The organism is Paenibacillus sp. J45TS6 (assembly GCF_018403285.1).
Classification (GTDB): domain Bacteria; phylum Bacillota; class Bacilli; order Paenibacillales; family Paenibacillaceae; genus Paenibacillus.
Map to the genome: position 1 here is coordinate 36,903 of NZ_BOSJ01000008.1, position 15,350 is coordinate 52,252.

At 46.8% G+C, this 15,350-nt stretch carries 9 protein-coding genes; 1 reads left to right on the plus strand and 8 read right to left on the minus strand.

The window, feature by feature from the left end:
* Positions 1 to 101 precede the first annotated feature (101 nt).
* From KJS58_RS13385 to KJS58_RS13415, 7 genes are all read right to left on the minus strand, one after another.
* Positions 102 to 257, minus strand: coding sequence for a hypothetical protein (locus KJS58_RS13385; RefSeq protein WP_213532985.1), 156 nt, complete (start codon positions 255 to 257; stop codon positions 102 to 104).
* A 209-nt stretch (positions 258 to 466) separates the two neighbouring features.
* On the minus strand, positions 467 to 607 hold the full coding sequence (locus KJS58_RS13390; protein ID WP_213532986.1) for a hypothetical protein: 141 nt from the start codon (positions 605 to 607) through the stop codon (positions 467 to 469).
* Positions 608 to 1,015: 408 nt separating this feature from the next.
* Positions 1,016 to 1,240 (minus strand): YezD family protein, encoded by a 225-nt coding sequence (locus KJS58_RS13395; protein ID WP_213532987.1) that lies wholly within the window; start codon positions 1,238 to 1,240, stop codon positions 1,016 to 1,018.
* Positions 1,241 to 1,290: 50 nt separating this feature from the next.
* A complete protein-coding gene (gene cysW, locus KJS58_RS13400; RefSeq protein WP_213532988.1) occupies positions 1,291 to 2,154 on the minus strand; it encodes a sulfate ABC transporter permease subunit CysW in 864 nt (287 codons plus the stop codon).
* Between the two features lie 19 nt (positions 2,155 to 2,173).
* A complete protein-coding gene (cysT, locus tag KJS58_RS13405; protein WP_213532989.1) occupies positions 2,174 to 3,016 on the minus strand; it encodes a sulfate ABC transporter permease subunit CysT in 843 nt (280 codons plus the stop codon).
* A 54-nt stretch (positions 3,017 to 3,070) separates the two neighbouring features.
* Positions 3,071 to 4,132 (minus strand): sulfate ABC transporter substrate-binding protein, encoded by a 1,062-nt coding sequence (locus KJS58_RS13410; protein WP_213532990.1) that lies wholly within the window; start codon positions 4,130 to 4,132, stop codon positions 3,071 to 3,073.
* Positions 4,133 to 4,533: 401 nt separating this feature from the next.
* On the minus strand, positions 4,534 to 6,387 hold the full coding sequence (locus tag KJS58_RS13415) for a rhamnogalacturonan lyase (RefSeq protein WP_213533211.1): 1,854 nt from the start codon (positions 6,385 to 6,387) through the stop codon (positions 4,534 to 4,536).
* Positions 6,388 to 6,662: 275 nt separating this feature from the next.
* Here KJS58_RS13415 and KJS58_RS13420 point away from each other — a divergent pair, with 275 nt between their 5' ends.
* Complete coding sequence (locus KJS58_RS13420) at positions 6,663 to 7,625, plus strand: class I SAM-dependent methyltransferase (RefSeq protein WP_213532991.1); 963 nt, start codon at positions 6,663 to 6,665, stop codon at positions 7,623 to 7,625.
* A 50-nt stretch (positions 7,626 to 7,675) separates the two neighbouring features.
* On the opposite strand, the gene KJS58_RS13425 is transcribed toward KJS58_RS13420, so the two are convergent.
* Entirely contained in the window at positions 7,676 to 15,241 is a 7,566-nt protein-coding gene (locus KJS58_RS13425; RefSeq protein ID WP_213532992.1) for a beta strand repeat-containing protein, read from the minus strand.
* Positions 15,242 to 15,350 lie beyond the last annotated feature (109 nt).

The following is a 15,350-nucleotide window of genomic DNA, read 5'->3' on the forward strand; positions in this document are numbered from 1 at the left end:
GCTGTTTACCCGAAGGAAACAGCGACGTCCTTTACCCCTCCCACACTTGGGGAGGAAGCTTTGCCCTTTTTCACCTTACAACGTAACTCCAGGGAATAAGATCATTCCGAGATCATAGCGACTTTTGGCTTTGGCTGGACTACCACTTCTTCGAGTCTACTTACGTCCAGCCAAAACAAGCGGAGCATGAGCACGGAAGAATCGTTTCCCGCCACCCCTACACTACCGATGAGCGCCGAAGGATCGTTCCCCGTCACCCCTACAGTACCGATGAGCGCCGAATAACTTATTCCTGCTCTCTACAGTACAAATGCTTTTTTTCCGCAATCTTACTTACATAAAAAAAGGCAGCTAATCACTAGCCTGCCTCCCCTCTTTCCTCTATGACTCGCTGTTTACCCCAAGGAAACAGCGACGTCCATTATCCCTCCCACACGTGGGGAGGAAGCTTTGCCCTTTTTTCACCTTACAACGTAACTCCAGGGAATAAGATCATTCCGAGATCATAGCGACTTTTGGCTTTGGTTGGACCATTTACTTCTTCGAGTCTACTTACGTCCAGCCAAAACAAGTGGAGCATGAGCACGGAAGAGTCGTTTCCCGGCACCCCTACAGTACCTATGAGCGCCGATTAACTTATTCCCGCTCTCTACAGTACAGATGCTGCTTTCCCGCAATCTTACTTACATAACAAAAAAGGCAGCTAATTACTAGCCTGCCTCCCCTCTTTCCTCTATGACTCGCTGTTTACCCCAAGGAAACAGCGACGTCCATTACCCCTCCCACACGTGGGGAGGAAGCTTTGCCCTTTTTTCACCTTACAACGTAACTCCAGGGAATAAGATCATTCCGAGATCATAGCGACTTTTGGCTTTGGCTGGACTACCACTTCCCCGAGTCTACTTACGTCCAGCCAAAACAAGTGGAGCATGAGCACGGAAGGAACGTTTCCCGCCACCCCACGGTACCGATGAGCGCCGAAGGACCGTTTCCCATCAGACTAACCGTCTTTTTCTTACGCCTTATTTACACCCCTCGACTCAGCAGAAGTCCTCCCCGCATTACCCGCTGACGAAGTACGTGCCGCCGCCTTATTATCGTATCGTTTGCGCTCAGTACGCTCAATCTGTACAATCTGACCTTCATGCACCACGATCGATACAGAGCCGAACTCCAGCCCATTCAGTAATTCAGCAATCCGTTCCAACCACACTTCATCCACTTTTAGCGGTTTCGCCATTACAAACGCCTCCTGTTTATATTAGGCCACTGCCTTCTATGGGATTATGATCAATGTGTACTTTTTCTGCTAAAGAAGCTTTTTAATATGAGTGTTGCCAGAGCCAGCAACAACAACAAAGAGGCTACAGCAAAAGAGGCTGAAAATTGATATTCGTTATACAAAATTTCAACATGAAGAGGCAAGGTGTTCGTCTCTCCCCGGATATGCCCGGATACGACAGATACAGCCCCGAATTCCCCCATTGCCCTGGCATTACATAAAATAACACCATACAGTAAGCCCCACTTGATGTTAGGCAAAGTAACCGAGAAAAACACTCTCCACCCTTTAGCACCGAGCATTACCGCTGCTTCTTCTTCCTGTGTTCCTTGGTCTTCCATGAGCGGAATAAGTTCTCTTGCTACAAAAGGAAAAGTAATGAACAACGTAGCTAGAATAATACCGGGTACCGCAAAAATAACTTTCGTATTCCAAGCTTCCAGCAAAGGACCCAACCAGCCGCTTGCCCCAAATACAAGCACAAACATAAGTCCGCCAACTACAGGTGAGATGGAGAACGGAAGGTCGATTAATGTAATCAGCAGCCCCTTGCCGCGAAAATGGAATTTCGTAATAAGCCAAGCAGCCATAACCCCAAAAATAGTATTCAGCGGGACGGTAATTGCCGCTACGATTAAAGTGAGTTTCAATGCCGCGAGTGCATCCGGTTCCGTAAGAGCCGCGATAAATACGCCAACTCCTTGTTTTAAAGCTTCCGTGATTACGATAACGAGGGGCAAAATAAGGAGCCAGCCCATCACAAGTACAGCCGCTCCGATCAGTGTCCACTTGACCCAGGTAGCTTCGCTTGCTCCCCGGGATGCTTTTGTCTGTACTTTAGCTCCTGTTCCCAAAGGTACGGTTCCTGCCATTATGGATTCCTCCTTTTCTTTATCTGCGGGATGTTTTGCGGCTCCAGCGCTGCAGCGTATTAATTAGAAGTAGCAGCACGAAAGATACGAGCAAGAGCAATAAAGCGACGGCTGTAGCTCCGGCATAATCGAATTTTTCCAACTGTGTCATGATGAGCAGTGGAGCAATTTCCGTTTTCATTGGCATGTTTCCCGAGATAAAGACGACCGAACCGTACTCCCCAATTCCCCTTGCAAATGCCAGCGCAAACCCGGTCAGAAGAGGAGGAATCAGTTCAGGCAGAATCACTTTACGAAACGTCAGCCAGCGTCCTGCACCCAGCGTTGCCGCCGCTTCTTCTAAACCGGTATCCAGTTCAGCTAGAACAGGCTGAACGGTCCGTACGACAAACGGAATACCGATAAACATAAGTGCGAGCGTAATACCGAGCTGAGAGAAAGCAATCTTAATTCCAAGCGGATCAAGAAGGGAACCGATCCAGCCGTTAGGCGAATAAAGAGCGGTAAGTGCCACGCCAGCGACTGCCGTAGGCAGCGCAAAGGGCAGATCAATAATCGCATCAAATATTTTTTTGCCAGGAAACTCATAACGTACTAACACCCATGCAAGGAGCAAACCTAGAAACAAGTTCGCAAAAGCAGCAAAACCAGCAGTCATAAAGCTGACCTTAAAAGAAGCCAAGATCCGAGGATTGCTAGCCATTTCGAAGAACTTGCCCCATGTAAGACCTGTTGAATTAAACAGAAGTGCAGCCAGTGGAATGAGTACCACGAGGCTTAAGTATAGAACCGTAAAACCCATTGTTATTCCAAAACCAGGGAGAACCCTTACTTTGGAAGTTCCCACTCCACTACTACTCATGCCTGTTCATCCCTTCTCGCCTCCGGTTTTTGTCCGGTCAGCCTTGCCAAAGCTTTAGCTGCCTGGTGTGTAGATTTGCTCGAAAATACCGCCTTCACTGAAATGTTTCTCCTGTGTTTCTTCCCAAGTGCCGAATACATCCGAAATGGTGAACAGTTCGATCTGCGGGAAAGCATCTTTATACTGTTCAGAAACAGTATCCAGTGTAGGGCGATAATAATTGTCTGCTGCAATTTTTTGCCCTTCTTCACTATACAGGTAGGTAAGATAAGCTTCCGCTGCCTCTCGTGTACCTTTTTTCTCTACATTTTTATCAACGACAGCAACGGGCGGCTCTGCCAGAATACTGACAGAAGGATAGACGATATCAAATTTGTCCGGTCCCAGTTCTTTTACAGACAACTGAGCTTCATTCTCCCAAGCCAGCAGCACATCTCCAATCTCACGCTCTACAAATGTGGTCGTTGAACCGCGTGCGCCTGTATCTAGAACCGGTGTATGTTTGAACAGTTCAGCTACGAACTCTTTTGCTTTGGTCTCATCATTATTGTTCTTTTGCAGTGCATAGCCCCATGCCGCTAGATAGTTCCATCTTGCTCCGCCGGATGTTTGGGGATTCGGTGTAATCACCTGTGTATCTCCCTTGATTAGATCATCCCAATCTTTGATCCCTTTGGGATTGCCTTTACGCACAAGAAATACAATGGTAGATGTATAAGGAGCACTGTTATGTTCGAACTTTTCCTGCCAGCCTTCTTCAATAAGGCCTTTTTCTTCAATTGCACTGATATCGTATCCGAGGGCAAGGGTAACTACATCGGCATCCAATCCATCAATAACAGAACGGCTCTGCTTTCCTGATCCTCCGTGGGATTGTTTAATCGTCACTTTCTGCCCTTTCTCCTGCTCATAATAAGCGGCAAAAGCTTTGTTATACTGATCATACAGTTCACGTGTAGGGTCATAAGAAACGTTTAACAATTCAATAGTCCCTGATTTATTCCCTGCACTTCCGCCACCTGCGGATTGTGTATTATCTGTGCCGCATGCTGCCAGCGAAGCCGTTAACAATAATGCCATACTGATTGTAAGACCTTTGCGGATCCCCTTTTTCATCTACAATCTCCCCTTCGCCTCAGCTATTAAGTATGAGATATAAAAAATGGAGGAACTAAGGCCTATAGATCAAGGTCAAACCGTCTTGGAATGTACGTGTCTGCCGGATCTATACTGCCTTACGTCCCTCGTCCGTGTGGTAGGTTTTGCATTAACATTTATTCCTACCTGTTTAGTATGTTATGTACATTGTAATGAGGCTGAACGCGGCTGTCAAACATTTTTTAACAGTTATAGTTCCTATATGTTAAACATTCTCTTTTTGACAAATAATCACGCATCCCACTGATATAAGGCCTTACACAGATCATGACAAAAAGAAGACCGCACGTATGCGATCTTCTGAACGAATGCAAATTATTATTCACTTTTTCATGATAACAAGATCTGCATTGCCTGCCTTATGGCGCTGCCGTCAATCGTATATTCGGTGTTGGAGGAGTATTCATTCCTGTGCCAAGATAAAAACTAGTATGAGGCGGCTGATTGTAGGCCACATTTTGCCATGCAATGCCAAGACGGTATACAGGATCATGCATCAACGTATAAATCCTGGTCTCTGTTAGAGCAGTGGTTGTATAGATTCGGAGTGCAGAACTGTCCGTTGTCCGCCAGACGGCTTCTTCCCGCCAATCTCCGAGTAAATCTGCTTGCAGTGCTGGTGTAGCTTTCGTGCTATTATTACTGGCCGCCCCCGATGCAGTGAGCAGATTGGTTACTGTAGAAGTATCATAATTCCATTTATCGATCCGATTGTTATCTAACAATTCACGGCTAAGATCGCCATCCCACCAGATCCCAAAATTCGTGGAAGGCAGTTTGTTGCTAATCAGTTGTCCTTTTGCAGTGTACATTGCTCCTGCGGCCCATACCTCTGCGCCTTTATATCTTGGATCAATATCTGCAGCCATTCCACGTCCGATATCAGCCGTTGTCGGTATTCCCCAGATCAGTGCACCTGTTCTCGCATCTCGAAATTCTACCCCCGCTGTCGATGAAGGCGTCTCATGAACCTGAAATACTTCCATTCCTGCTCGATCTGGATCGAGGTCGCTAAAATGCATGGCATCGCCATGTCCAAGCTTCGTTGTATAGAGTCCTGTTCCATTATCATCCACGGCCATAGCACCATAGATAATCTCGTCTTTTCCATCATTATCGACGTCACCAATACTAAGATTGTGGTTGCCCTGACCAGCATACGCACTGTTGCCCGAAGTATTCGTATCAAAAGTCCAGCGTTTCGTTAATTGCCCATTCCGATAATCATAGGCAACCAGGACAGAACGGGTATAGTACCCGCGAGCCATAACAAGACTCGGTCTCTCCCCGTCAAGATAGGCAATTCCCGCCAAGAAGCGATCAACCCGGTTTCCATAGTTATCTCCCCAGCTGCTTACTGTACCTCGAGGAGGATCATAGTTTACTGTTGTTAGAACCTTTCCCGTCAGTCCATTAAAGATCGTTAGGTACTCAGGCCCGGTCAAAATGTACCCGCTGCTATTACGATAATCTTTCGTTCCATCCCCAATCACAGCACCGGTGCCATCTTTACTGCCGTCCGCTGTTTTCATGGCAACCTCCGCTTTTCCATCCCCGTCCAAATCGTATACCATGAACTGAGTGTAATGCGCACCTGCCCGAATATTTTTGCCAAGACCAATCCGCCATAAACGGGTTCCATCCAGCTTATAAGCATCGATAAACACTTCTCCTGTGTAGCCGCTTTGGGAATTATCTTTCGAGTTAGAAGGGTCCCACTTCACAATAAGCTCATATTTACCGTCCCCATCCAGATCCCCTGCACTCGCATCGTTTGCGCTATACGTATAACTTACTCCGTCCGGTGTTGTTCCAGCAGAAGGTTTACTCAGCGGAACCGATAAATAATTCGACCCCCATACGCTTACGGCAGAAGAAGCAGCTTGCTCCGCTCCATTAACGATAGCCCTCACTGTATACTTTGAACTGGTTGTACCTGCCGAATCCTGAAGATTCGTACTGTTCATAATCGGTGTTGCATTCACCTTCACACCATCTCGGTAAACATTAAACGTTACGCCAGATCCTTCTGTTCCAAGTAACCGCCAGCTGACAAATACCCCCGTATCTGCCTTTACAGCAACTACACCTCGGTCCAGGTATTCCATCTGTCTTGGATTTGCGGCATGAGCTTGTCCAGAAAAGCCACCTGCTGAATAACATATCGCGGCTGCTAAAATGCAAATCCCTAATTTCCGTACACCTTTTCTCATTTTCCTGTTCACTACGTATCCCTCCAAGGCTTATTAGGATGGTGGTAAAACTATCAATAAATGTAAGCGCTTTATATTGTGGTCATATTATATTCTAATCTAATTATTCCTTATATAGGTCTCACTCCTTAATTTAATGACACTTTTTGCTGTAAGTTGAAAATACGGAAAGTAAAATGCCGCTAGTAAGAATAGGTCGTTTGTCTGGATGAATGCTTATACATCGGCGGCACTTCCCGAATACAGCTATAAGAGGTAGTGCTTGGAGGCAGTGTATGAATACAGTGAGGGGGACGAAGAAAGAAGGTTTATTTATGAGAATTGATCTAGGTTGCGGCAATCAAAAATTGCCTGGATGTATAGGTATTGACTGTTTTCCTTACGATGCAGTGGATATCATCCATGATATGAACGAGCCTCTGCCGTTCGAAGACAATTCCGTCAGCTACATCATGGCTTCCCATAGTTTGCAGTATGTTCATCATTTGCAGCCTGTTCTTGAAGAGATCTATCGTGTATGTAAACATGGTGCTATTGTATGTATTATAGCGCCTTATGCGCATGTAACGGCACACATGGCAAACCCTCATTTCAAACAATTTTTCAACGAGCATTCCCCTCGTTACTGGACGCAGGACCCTCATTATTATGTAGATCAGGAAGAGTATCTCTTTCGTCAACATACATCTTGGTCCCTTGCCGAAGCGGAGCAGGAGATCATAATGGACTTTCGGCTCTTACACCTGGAGTTTTTTTATTTCCCCCTCTATAGCGCGTACGATCCTCTGGAGCTCAGTCTGTTAAGACAAAGCCAGCTTAATGTGGCCTACCAAATCATGTACCAGCTTGTTGTTATTAAAGAAGAGATCTCTCCCGAAGAGCTTACCTATCTAAAACAAAGAAGTTGGGATGAGCCGGAGTATGTGAGCGAGCAGCGTTTATCTTTTCAGAATGAGCGTGAGATTGAAAAAATCTATTATACGGAGCATCTCGCCATGCTCGGCTCTCAGGTTGCGGAATCTTCTCATACGGAAGCCAAACCGACTATTCCGGTGGAACCGCCTTCCCCCTCCTCATCTAAGCCGGATTCTATAAGCGTGCCAAACGCAAGAAAGCCTGCTAGAAAGCCAAAAAGAATATCAAAAAATAAAGTTGCCCCCCTCCTTCGTTCCAAAAAGAACCCCATAAAAAAGAGAAAGCTAAACCCGAAAAAAAAGAAACCCGGAAGTTCTCGATAATCGAGGCTCCCGGGTTTTCTATTTTATCAACATCCGAATGAAATCTTCTTCTATTCTTCCCCTTCCGGATAGACAAGTACATTAACAATGACCGTATAAATACCTTCCTGGGCATCCGTTACGATAAATGTGAATTGATCTGGGCCTGTAAAGTCAGGATCAGGGAAATAGATATACGTTCCATTTGCATTGAGTACAAGTCTTCCATTGTTCGGGTTATCTATGATCTGTGCTGTAACAATAAGACCGAGACCAATCGTATTTAAATTTCCTGAAAGCGGACGGTTTTCTTCCGTACGAAGCTGAAGGGTTATGGTGCTGCTTCCCTTTGTCACTCTCACGGAAACAAGGAACAAAGTGATTTTACCTGCCAGATCCGTAAATTGTATCGTAAATTCATCAATTCCGGTAAATCCGGCATCCGGTGTATAAACAAACGTGCCATCCGGTCGTAATTCTACTCTTCCCCGTGAAGGGCCGCTCCGCAAAATATAATTCCCCTGACCCGCTGGCAGTGCGTCTCTTACAGGGGTTCCTACTGTCGTAGTAAGCTGAATACTCACGGAGTTTGGATTGCCTGAAGGATATACAACAACACTGACGATGGACAGAGCACTGAGTCCCAAGCTGTCACTGACCCTTACACTGAACGTATCGGTTCCCGTAAAACCTGCGTTTGGAATATAAGTAAAGCTTCCATCTGGATTTAGCTCTACTGATCCTGAATTCGGGAGACCTGCAAGCTGATAAATCAGCGGAAGCCCTGCCGGATCACTCGCAAGGATGGTCCCAGATACAGGCTGATCTTGCACTGTTCCAATACCGATATCGGTTGTAATCGGTCCATTCACCGGTCCGGAAGCACTTACTTCTACGGTAACAGGAATCGATACCGATTCTCCTGCACTGTTTATAGCAATGATTGTAAAGCGATCTGTACCTGTAAAATCAGGACTTGGCGTATACGTAAAGGTACCGTCTGGATTTACAACCACCGTCCCGAACTGAGGAGAAGTTTCTAAAGAATAGACAAATGCAAGACCATTTGGATCAATCGCGATCGCAGCTCCATTCACTGCCTGCCCTTGAACCGTAGCTACCCTTACCGGATTAGCAAATGGGATATCATCTTCTACCGTTACTGTCACGGTAGAAATTGCATTTTGTCCGTATAGGTCGGTAACAATGACACTAAATTGATCTATTCCGATAAATCCTGGATTTGGGGTATACGTAAAAGTACCGTCAGGATTTATATCGACTGTCCCGTTTGCCGGCAATAACGTATAGAGCGTAAAGATTAGAACTCCATCTGGGGCGCTCGCTGTTACTATTCCGTCTACTGGAGTATTGATAAGGGTAGAAAGTGAGACATCTGGTGCACTCGGCGTGCCGGTAATGACCTGAATGGTCACAATGATATTGGAGGATGCACCGTTCGCATCTGTAGCAATAACTGTAAACCGATCGGTACCTACAAATGTTGGACCAGGTGTATATGTGAAACTTCCATCTGGATTCACCGTAACCAAACCTTGTTCAGGCGGTATGCTCAAAGTAAAAGTAACTACCGATCCTTCAGGGTCCACTGCAGTTAACACAGCACTGATTGGATTTCCTGCAAACGTCGTAAAGGTAACATCATTTACGATTGGTGGAAGAACAGGAATATTGATGGTCACCGTGGAAACCGCAGTTCCTCCATTTCCATCACTCACCCATACCGTAAAAGAATCCGTGCCTGCAAAGCCAGCATTCGGAGTATACGTAAAACTTCCATCTGGATTCAGCTGGGTCGTTCCACTCGTCGGAGAAGAACCCAGGAGATAGATGAGCGGATCTCCATCGGGATCGGAAGCAATAATCTGTCCACTAACCTGCGTATTTGGACTTGTTGAAATCACCTGATCCTCTGTAACCGGAGGCCGGCCCGTCACTTGAACAGTAACTGGAGCTATCGCTGTTCCTCCGTTGCCATCACTAACTAAAATGGTGAACGAGTCACTGCCTACAAATCCGGTATTTGGTGTATACGTAAACGTACCATCTGGATTTACGATTGCTGTCCCACTTGCCGGAGGAGAATTGATCGTAAAGGTAAGCGGATCTCCATCGGGATCGGCTGCAGATATAGCTCCAGATACGGCAATATTCTCAGTCGTCGATACATTATCACCTGTAGCAGTCGGCGAAAGATTGACTATCGTTAGCGTTATTGTACCTACACCTATCCCCCCTGCAGAGTTAGCACTCTGTACGGTGAAGCTATCAAGTCCCCTGTATCCGGGATTCGGAGTGTAGGTGAATGTACCATCTGGATTTACTACTACCGTTCCGTTAACAGGTGGAGATTGTAGAGAATAAGTGAGCGGCAGCCCATTTGGATCAACAGCAATGATTTGACCAGATATCGGTACATTTACTCCGGTCTCAAGGTTCTGACTTTGAACTGCAGGAGGACTCACATTCACGTTTACTGTAACTGCGGCTACTGCAACTCCTCCTCTTCCGTCGCTGACCGTTACAGTGAAGAAGTCGGTGCCATAGAACCCACCCGCAGGTGTGTACGTGAACGTTCCATCCGGGTTCAAGATCAGTGTTCCATTAGCAGGTAGTGACTGTACCGTATAGGTGAGCGGATCTCCATCAGGATCGGTTGCAATAACTGCTCCTGTTACCGGTATTGGCTGCACTGTGGATACAGTTGAATTTTGGGTGAGCGGCGGCTGATTAACCACTTGAACATTGACCGTTGATACCGCCGTTCCTCCTTTTCCATCACTCACGAGAATGGTAAACGCATCAGGACCTACATAACCTGGATTTGGTGTATAGGTGAAGGTTCCATCTGGATTTACGGTGGCAGCCCCGTTTGCCGGAGGTGTGAGTAAACTAAATGTAAGTGGGTCACCTTCCGGATCGGTTGCTGTCACTTGCCCTGATACCGATAAATTAATGGACGTCGAAATACTTACATCGGACGTTACCGGTGGAAGATCGGTTACGTTAACAGTAGCCGTCGCTATCGCTGTTCCACCTAGGCCATCACTAATGAGTACAGTGAAACTATCGGGACCTACATAACCTTGATTTGGTGTATAAGTGAACGTTCCATCTGGATTTACGGTGACAGCCCCGTTTGCCGGAGGTGTGAGTAAACTAAATGTAAGTGGGTCACCCTCTGGGTCTGTTGCCGTCACAGCTCCAGCTACTGGTGTATTTTGAGTTGTAGACACATTCGTTCCTACAGCGATAGGCGGACTGTTCGTAACATCAATCTGGACGGTTGCTATCGCCGTTCCGCCTTTCCCGTCATCGACTAACACGGTGAAACTGTCTCTTCCTACATAGCCTGCATTCGGTGTATAGGTAAAAGTACCGTCTGGATTCACCACTGCTGTGCCAAACACAGGAGCAGCATTCAGTGAATAGGTAAGCGGGTCCCCATCCGGATCGGTTGCCGTAACAGCGCCAGATACAGGGGTTTCATTTGGTGTGGCAAGTAATACATTTTGGGCTGCAGGAGGCTGATTAATAATGTTAACTGTGACTACAGAGGTTGCCGTACCTCCTCTTCCGTCACTAACCAGTACAGAGAACGTGTCCGTCCCGACGACACCTGGATTTGGCGTATACGTAAAGGTTCCATCTGGATTTACCAACGCTGTACCCAGTGTTGGTGCAACAGCTAGTGAGTACGTTAACAGGTTTCCATCCGGGTCCGCAGCTATAATTTGACCATCAACCGGGGTATTCTGTACGGTGTCAAAAGAATAATCTGGTACCACCGGAGGCTGGTTATCTACGTTAATGGTTACGACCGAAGTAACGAAAACCCCGCTTGTATTCGTAACAAGCACAGAGAAAGTGTCCGTGCCAGCAAACCCAGGGTTCGGGGTATACGTAAAGGTTCCATCCGCCGAATTCAAAGCGACAGAGCCATTCGCAGGTCCAGCTGATACAGTATAGGTCAGAGTCTCGCCTTGCGGATCGGTAGCTACCACCTGGCCGGATACTGGAATGTTTGTGTTCGTATTCAGCGTTACATCCGATGTAACAGGCGCAGCAACTGGAACACCCACTTGCACGTTAGAGGTAGCCGTCCCTCCTTTTCCATCACTCACCAATACAGAGAAGTTATCAATTCCGAAAAAGTTGAAATTTGGTGTATACGTAAAGGTTCCATCCGGGTTCAGTACAACAACTCCATTACTAGGTGGCACAGATAATGTATACGTAAGTGGGTCTCCATCGGGATCCGTTGCCGGAATTTGACCCGCTACCGGTGTGTTGACGTTCGTCGTTATAGCCAAATCCTGTGCTATAGGCGCTTGATCCGCTACTCTGACAATAGCCGTTCCCACTGCCGTTCCACCCTTTCCATCACTAACAAGAACTGTAAAGGAATCGGTGCCTACAAACCCGGTAGCTGGTGTATAAGTAAACGTGCCGTCTGGGTTTACGACTGCTGTCCCATTTGCCGGAAGAGATGACAGCTGATAAGCAAGAGCATCACCATCGGGATCTGTCGCAATAATCTGTCCAGATAAAGCTGTGTTTTGGACCGTAGTGAAATTTTGTGTCTGTGCTATAGGAGGCTGGTTAACCACGTTAATGGTCACTGTTGCAATCGCAGTTCCTCCAAATCCATCAGACACCAGTACAGTAAAAGAATCAGGACCTGTAAAACCGGTGTTCGGTGTATAGGTGAAACTTCCATCTGCATTCACGGCCGCCGTTCCGTTTACAGGAGGAGATTGCAAAGTATACGTTAACGGATTCCCATTCGGATCCGTGGCGATAACCTGGCCTGTAGCCATCATATTTTGGATCGTCGAAAGAGAAACATCACTCGTGGATGGCGGCTGATTCAGCACATTAATGGTCACATTACCTATCGCTGTGCCTCCAATCCCATCTGATACAAGGTACGTGAAAGCATCCGTTCCCGAGAAATTTGCACCTGGTGTATACGTAAAGGTTCCATCTGGATTGATCACTACTGTTCCGTTAGTCGGTGCTGAATTCAAACTGTACGTTAACGGATCGCCGTTCGGGTCGGTTGCTACAACCTGACCTGATGCCGGTGTATTCCCCGCAGTTGTTAGGGTCAAATTTTGTGGAATAGGTGGTTGGTTGGTTATCTGGATCGTTACAACAGAGATTGCCGTGCCTCCGTTTCCATCACTGACGACCACGTTAAATGTGTCGGTACCTACGAATCCGGGATCCGGTGTATACGTAAACGTACCATCCGGATTTACGACTGCAGTTCCGCTAGCCGGGGTCCCCGTCAAAGCAAATGTAAGTGGGTCACTATTCGGATCGGTAGCGGTTACTTGACCTGATACGGGGATGTTCTCTCCTGTTGCGAGATTAAGATTACTTGTTACAGGCGGTAAATTAACAACCTCAATCGTTACAGTAGATACCGCTGTGCCCCCGCTAATATCCGTTACAAGCACAGTAAAAGAATCGGTACCTATGAAACCAGGATTCGGAATATACGTAAAGGTTCCATCTGGATTGACTTGTGATGTACCGTTCACAGGAGAAGTGTTTTGTGTAAAGGTGAGCGGATCTCCATCGGGATCACTGGCCGTAACCTGACCTGACGCAGCCACATTCGCAGGTGTCGTCAGATTCACATTCTGCGTAATCGGCGGACGATTGAGTATGTGGATCGTTACAGCCCCTATCGCTGTTCCCCCATTCGGATCGGCAGCGAGGAAAGTGAAGGAATCATTCCCTATATAGTCTGTGTTCGGTATATATTCAAAAGTTCCGTCTGGATTTATGGTAACCGTACCATTTGCCGGGGCCGAGTTCAGACTATAAATTAGTCCATCACCATTCGGATCCGTAGCGGTTACTTGACCGCTCAGCGGCGTATTCTTACTTGTGGTCACATCGAGGTTATTTGCGATTGGCGGCTGATTTAATACGGTCACTACCACCGTAGATACAGCAGTCCCTCCGAATCCATCACTTACAAGTACCGTGAATGAATCGTTTCCTGCAAACCCAGGATTAGGGGTATACGTATAGGTGCCATCTGTATTTATTAGGGCGGTTCCACTCGTAGGAACGGAATTGAGAGTGAACGACAACGGATCGCCATCAGGGTCGCTGCCCGTAACTTGGCCGGAAACAGCTGTGTTTCCGTTGGTTACCACGGCATAATTTTGTGTAGTTGGCGGCTGATTGCCGATGGATACGATGTTTCCATTGGATCGAGAGGTACCTTGGAAGATAGGACCGCCAGGTAAACTTTGAAAGTTATAGGAGATTTCAGCTACATTCGATTGTACTGATCCAGCAGGCCTTGACACAATTTGTACAGAGTATACGATTGTACGCGTCTGCCCTGGATTCACTGTCCCAAGAGCAACACCTGCCACGGGATCTGCACCCGGTTGGTTTACTCCATTCACAAAGAGAGAACCCGGTACAAAACTTCCTGACGAAGGGAAATTATCTTTAAGTAAGACGAGTGAAGCAGCAGCCGTACCCGTATTGCTAACGGTTAATGTGTACTGAATAGAGTTTCCTACAAGGGTAGATGAGGTATTTGAGCTTTTCGTAAACACAAAAAATGGAGCATTCACATCCACCTGTAGTCCAAGTGAATTCACCAGGTAAGCATCCCCTTGGGAAGTAGCCTGAATCACAGCCGTCGTTTGTGAGTTAGTTAGTGAGGAAGATACATTCACATTCGTAATATCCCAGCCTTGTCTTGCCCCAATCGTAGCCCCTCCCGGAGGACTGTTAAGTGTTCCAAACGTTCCCCTAGTATCAAGCAAACCTTGATCATTATTAATCTGTGAGCAGAAAAAATTATCCACCGGGTTGTTAGGACCGGATATGGGAGCCAGCGTAGCTATGGTAGGTCCAAATCTAAGTTGATCTCCTACGAGCTGTGGATCTCCTTCACTTGCACTGACCAACAGGCGGCCGTTCACCGTTCCAGTTACTGGAGTAGCAAATCCGCCAATCGACGTCGTGGTGCTTCCTAAAGCCTGGTTTACGATCTCGGCTCCTACATAAAAACTAATATTTCGGGAGGGTAAAAAAGGGCTTGAATAGACAACAGCCAGTGTCCAGCCAGCAAAATTATCATTATTATTTGACGCCGTTACCGTAGCCGGTACTGTACCCGCTGCGTATGTACCTGCCCCTCCTTCCTGCACAAGCGCAGTAACAATGGCTGAATTCACATAGTTGCTACGGATCGGCGCGGTATTTTGTGCGGTTGCCGGGTCAGGAGATACGGCGGTTGTACCAATAGGTGTCGAAAAGGATATAGGATTCCCTATAGCACCAAGCACGCTTCCTCCCCCCGCATCGTAGGAACCTGACCAGATTAATTCAGCATACAGCACAGATGCACCGCTCGGAATGTCAAGAACCGCTCTCGAACCATTCAGTGTATAATTCAGTGTCGTGCCTAATGGAAAGTTTCCAGCTCTAAGTGTCGTATTTAATGTACTAAACGCTCCGATGGAGCCTGTCGTTCCCTGATTATTCTGGTTTGCTACTTTATTAAGCCCGAGTGTATTCCCGGTAAAAGTAATCGTTCCATTCGTTGTGACGTTATATCTTAAGATGTAGGGCATCGCCGGCACACACCTCCGCTAGGATACATACTTGTAGGTCAATATATCGTGCGAATGTTCGTCCTATTCATAAATCCGTAAAATCACATAAAAAAACATAAACTTCACC

Coding starts and splice junctions, on each gene's coding strand:
- cysW (WP_213532988.1), bottom strand. CDS start 2,154: ATGGCAGGAACCGTACCTTTGGGAACAGGAGCTAAAGTACAGACAAAA.
- cysT (WP_213532989.1), bottom strand. CDS start 3,016: ATGAGTAGTAGTGGAGTGGGAACTTCCAAAGTAAGGGTTCTCCCTGGT.
- KJS58_RS13420 (WP_213532991.1), top strand. CDS start 6,663: ATGAATACAGTGAGGGGGACGAAGAAAGAAGGTTTATTTATGAGAATT.
- KJS58_RS13415 (WP_213533211.1), bottom strand. CDS start 6,387: ATGAGAAAAGGTGTACGGAAATTAGGGATTTGCATTTTAGCAGCCGCG.
- KJS58_RS13410 (WP_213532990.1), bottom strand. CDS start 4,132: ATGAAAAAGGGGATCCGCAAAGGTCTTACAATCAGTATGGCATTATTG.
- KJS58_RS13425 (WP_213532992.1), bottom strand. CDS start 15,241: ATGCCCTACATCTTAAGATATAACGTCACAACGAATGGAACGATTACT.
- KJS58_RS13395 (WP_213532987.1), bottom strand. CDS start 1,240: ATGGCGAAACCGCTAAAAGTGGATGAAGTGTGGTTGGAACGGATTGCT.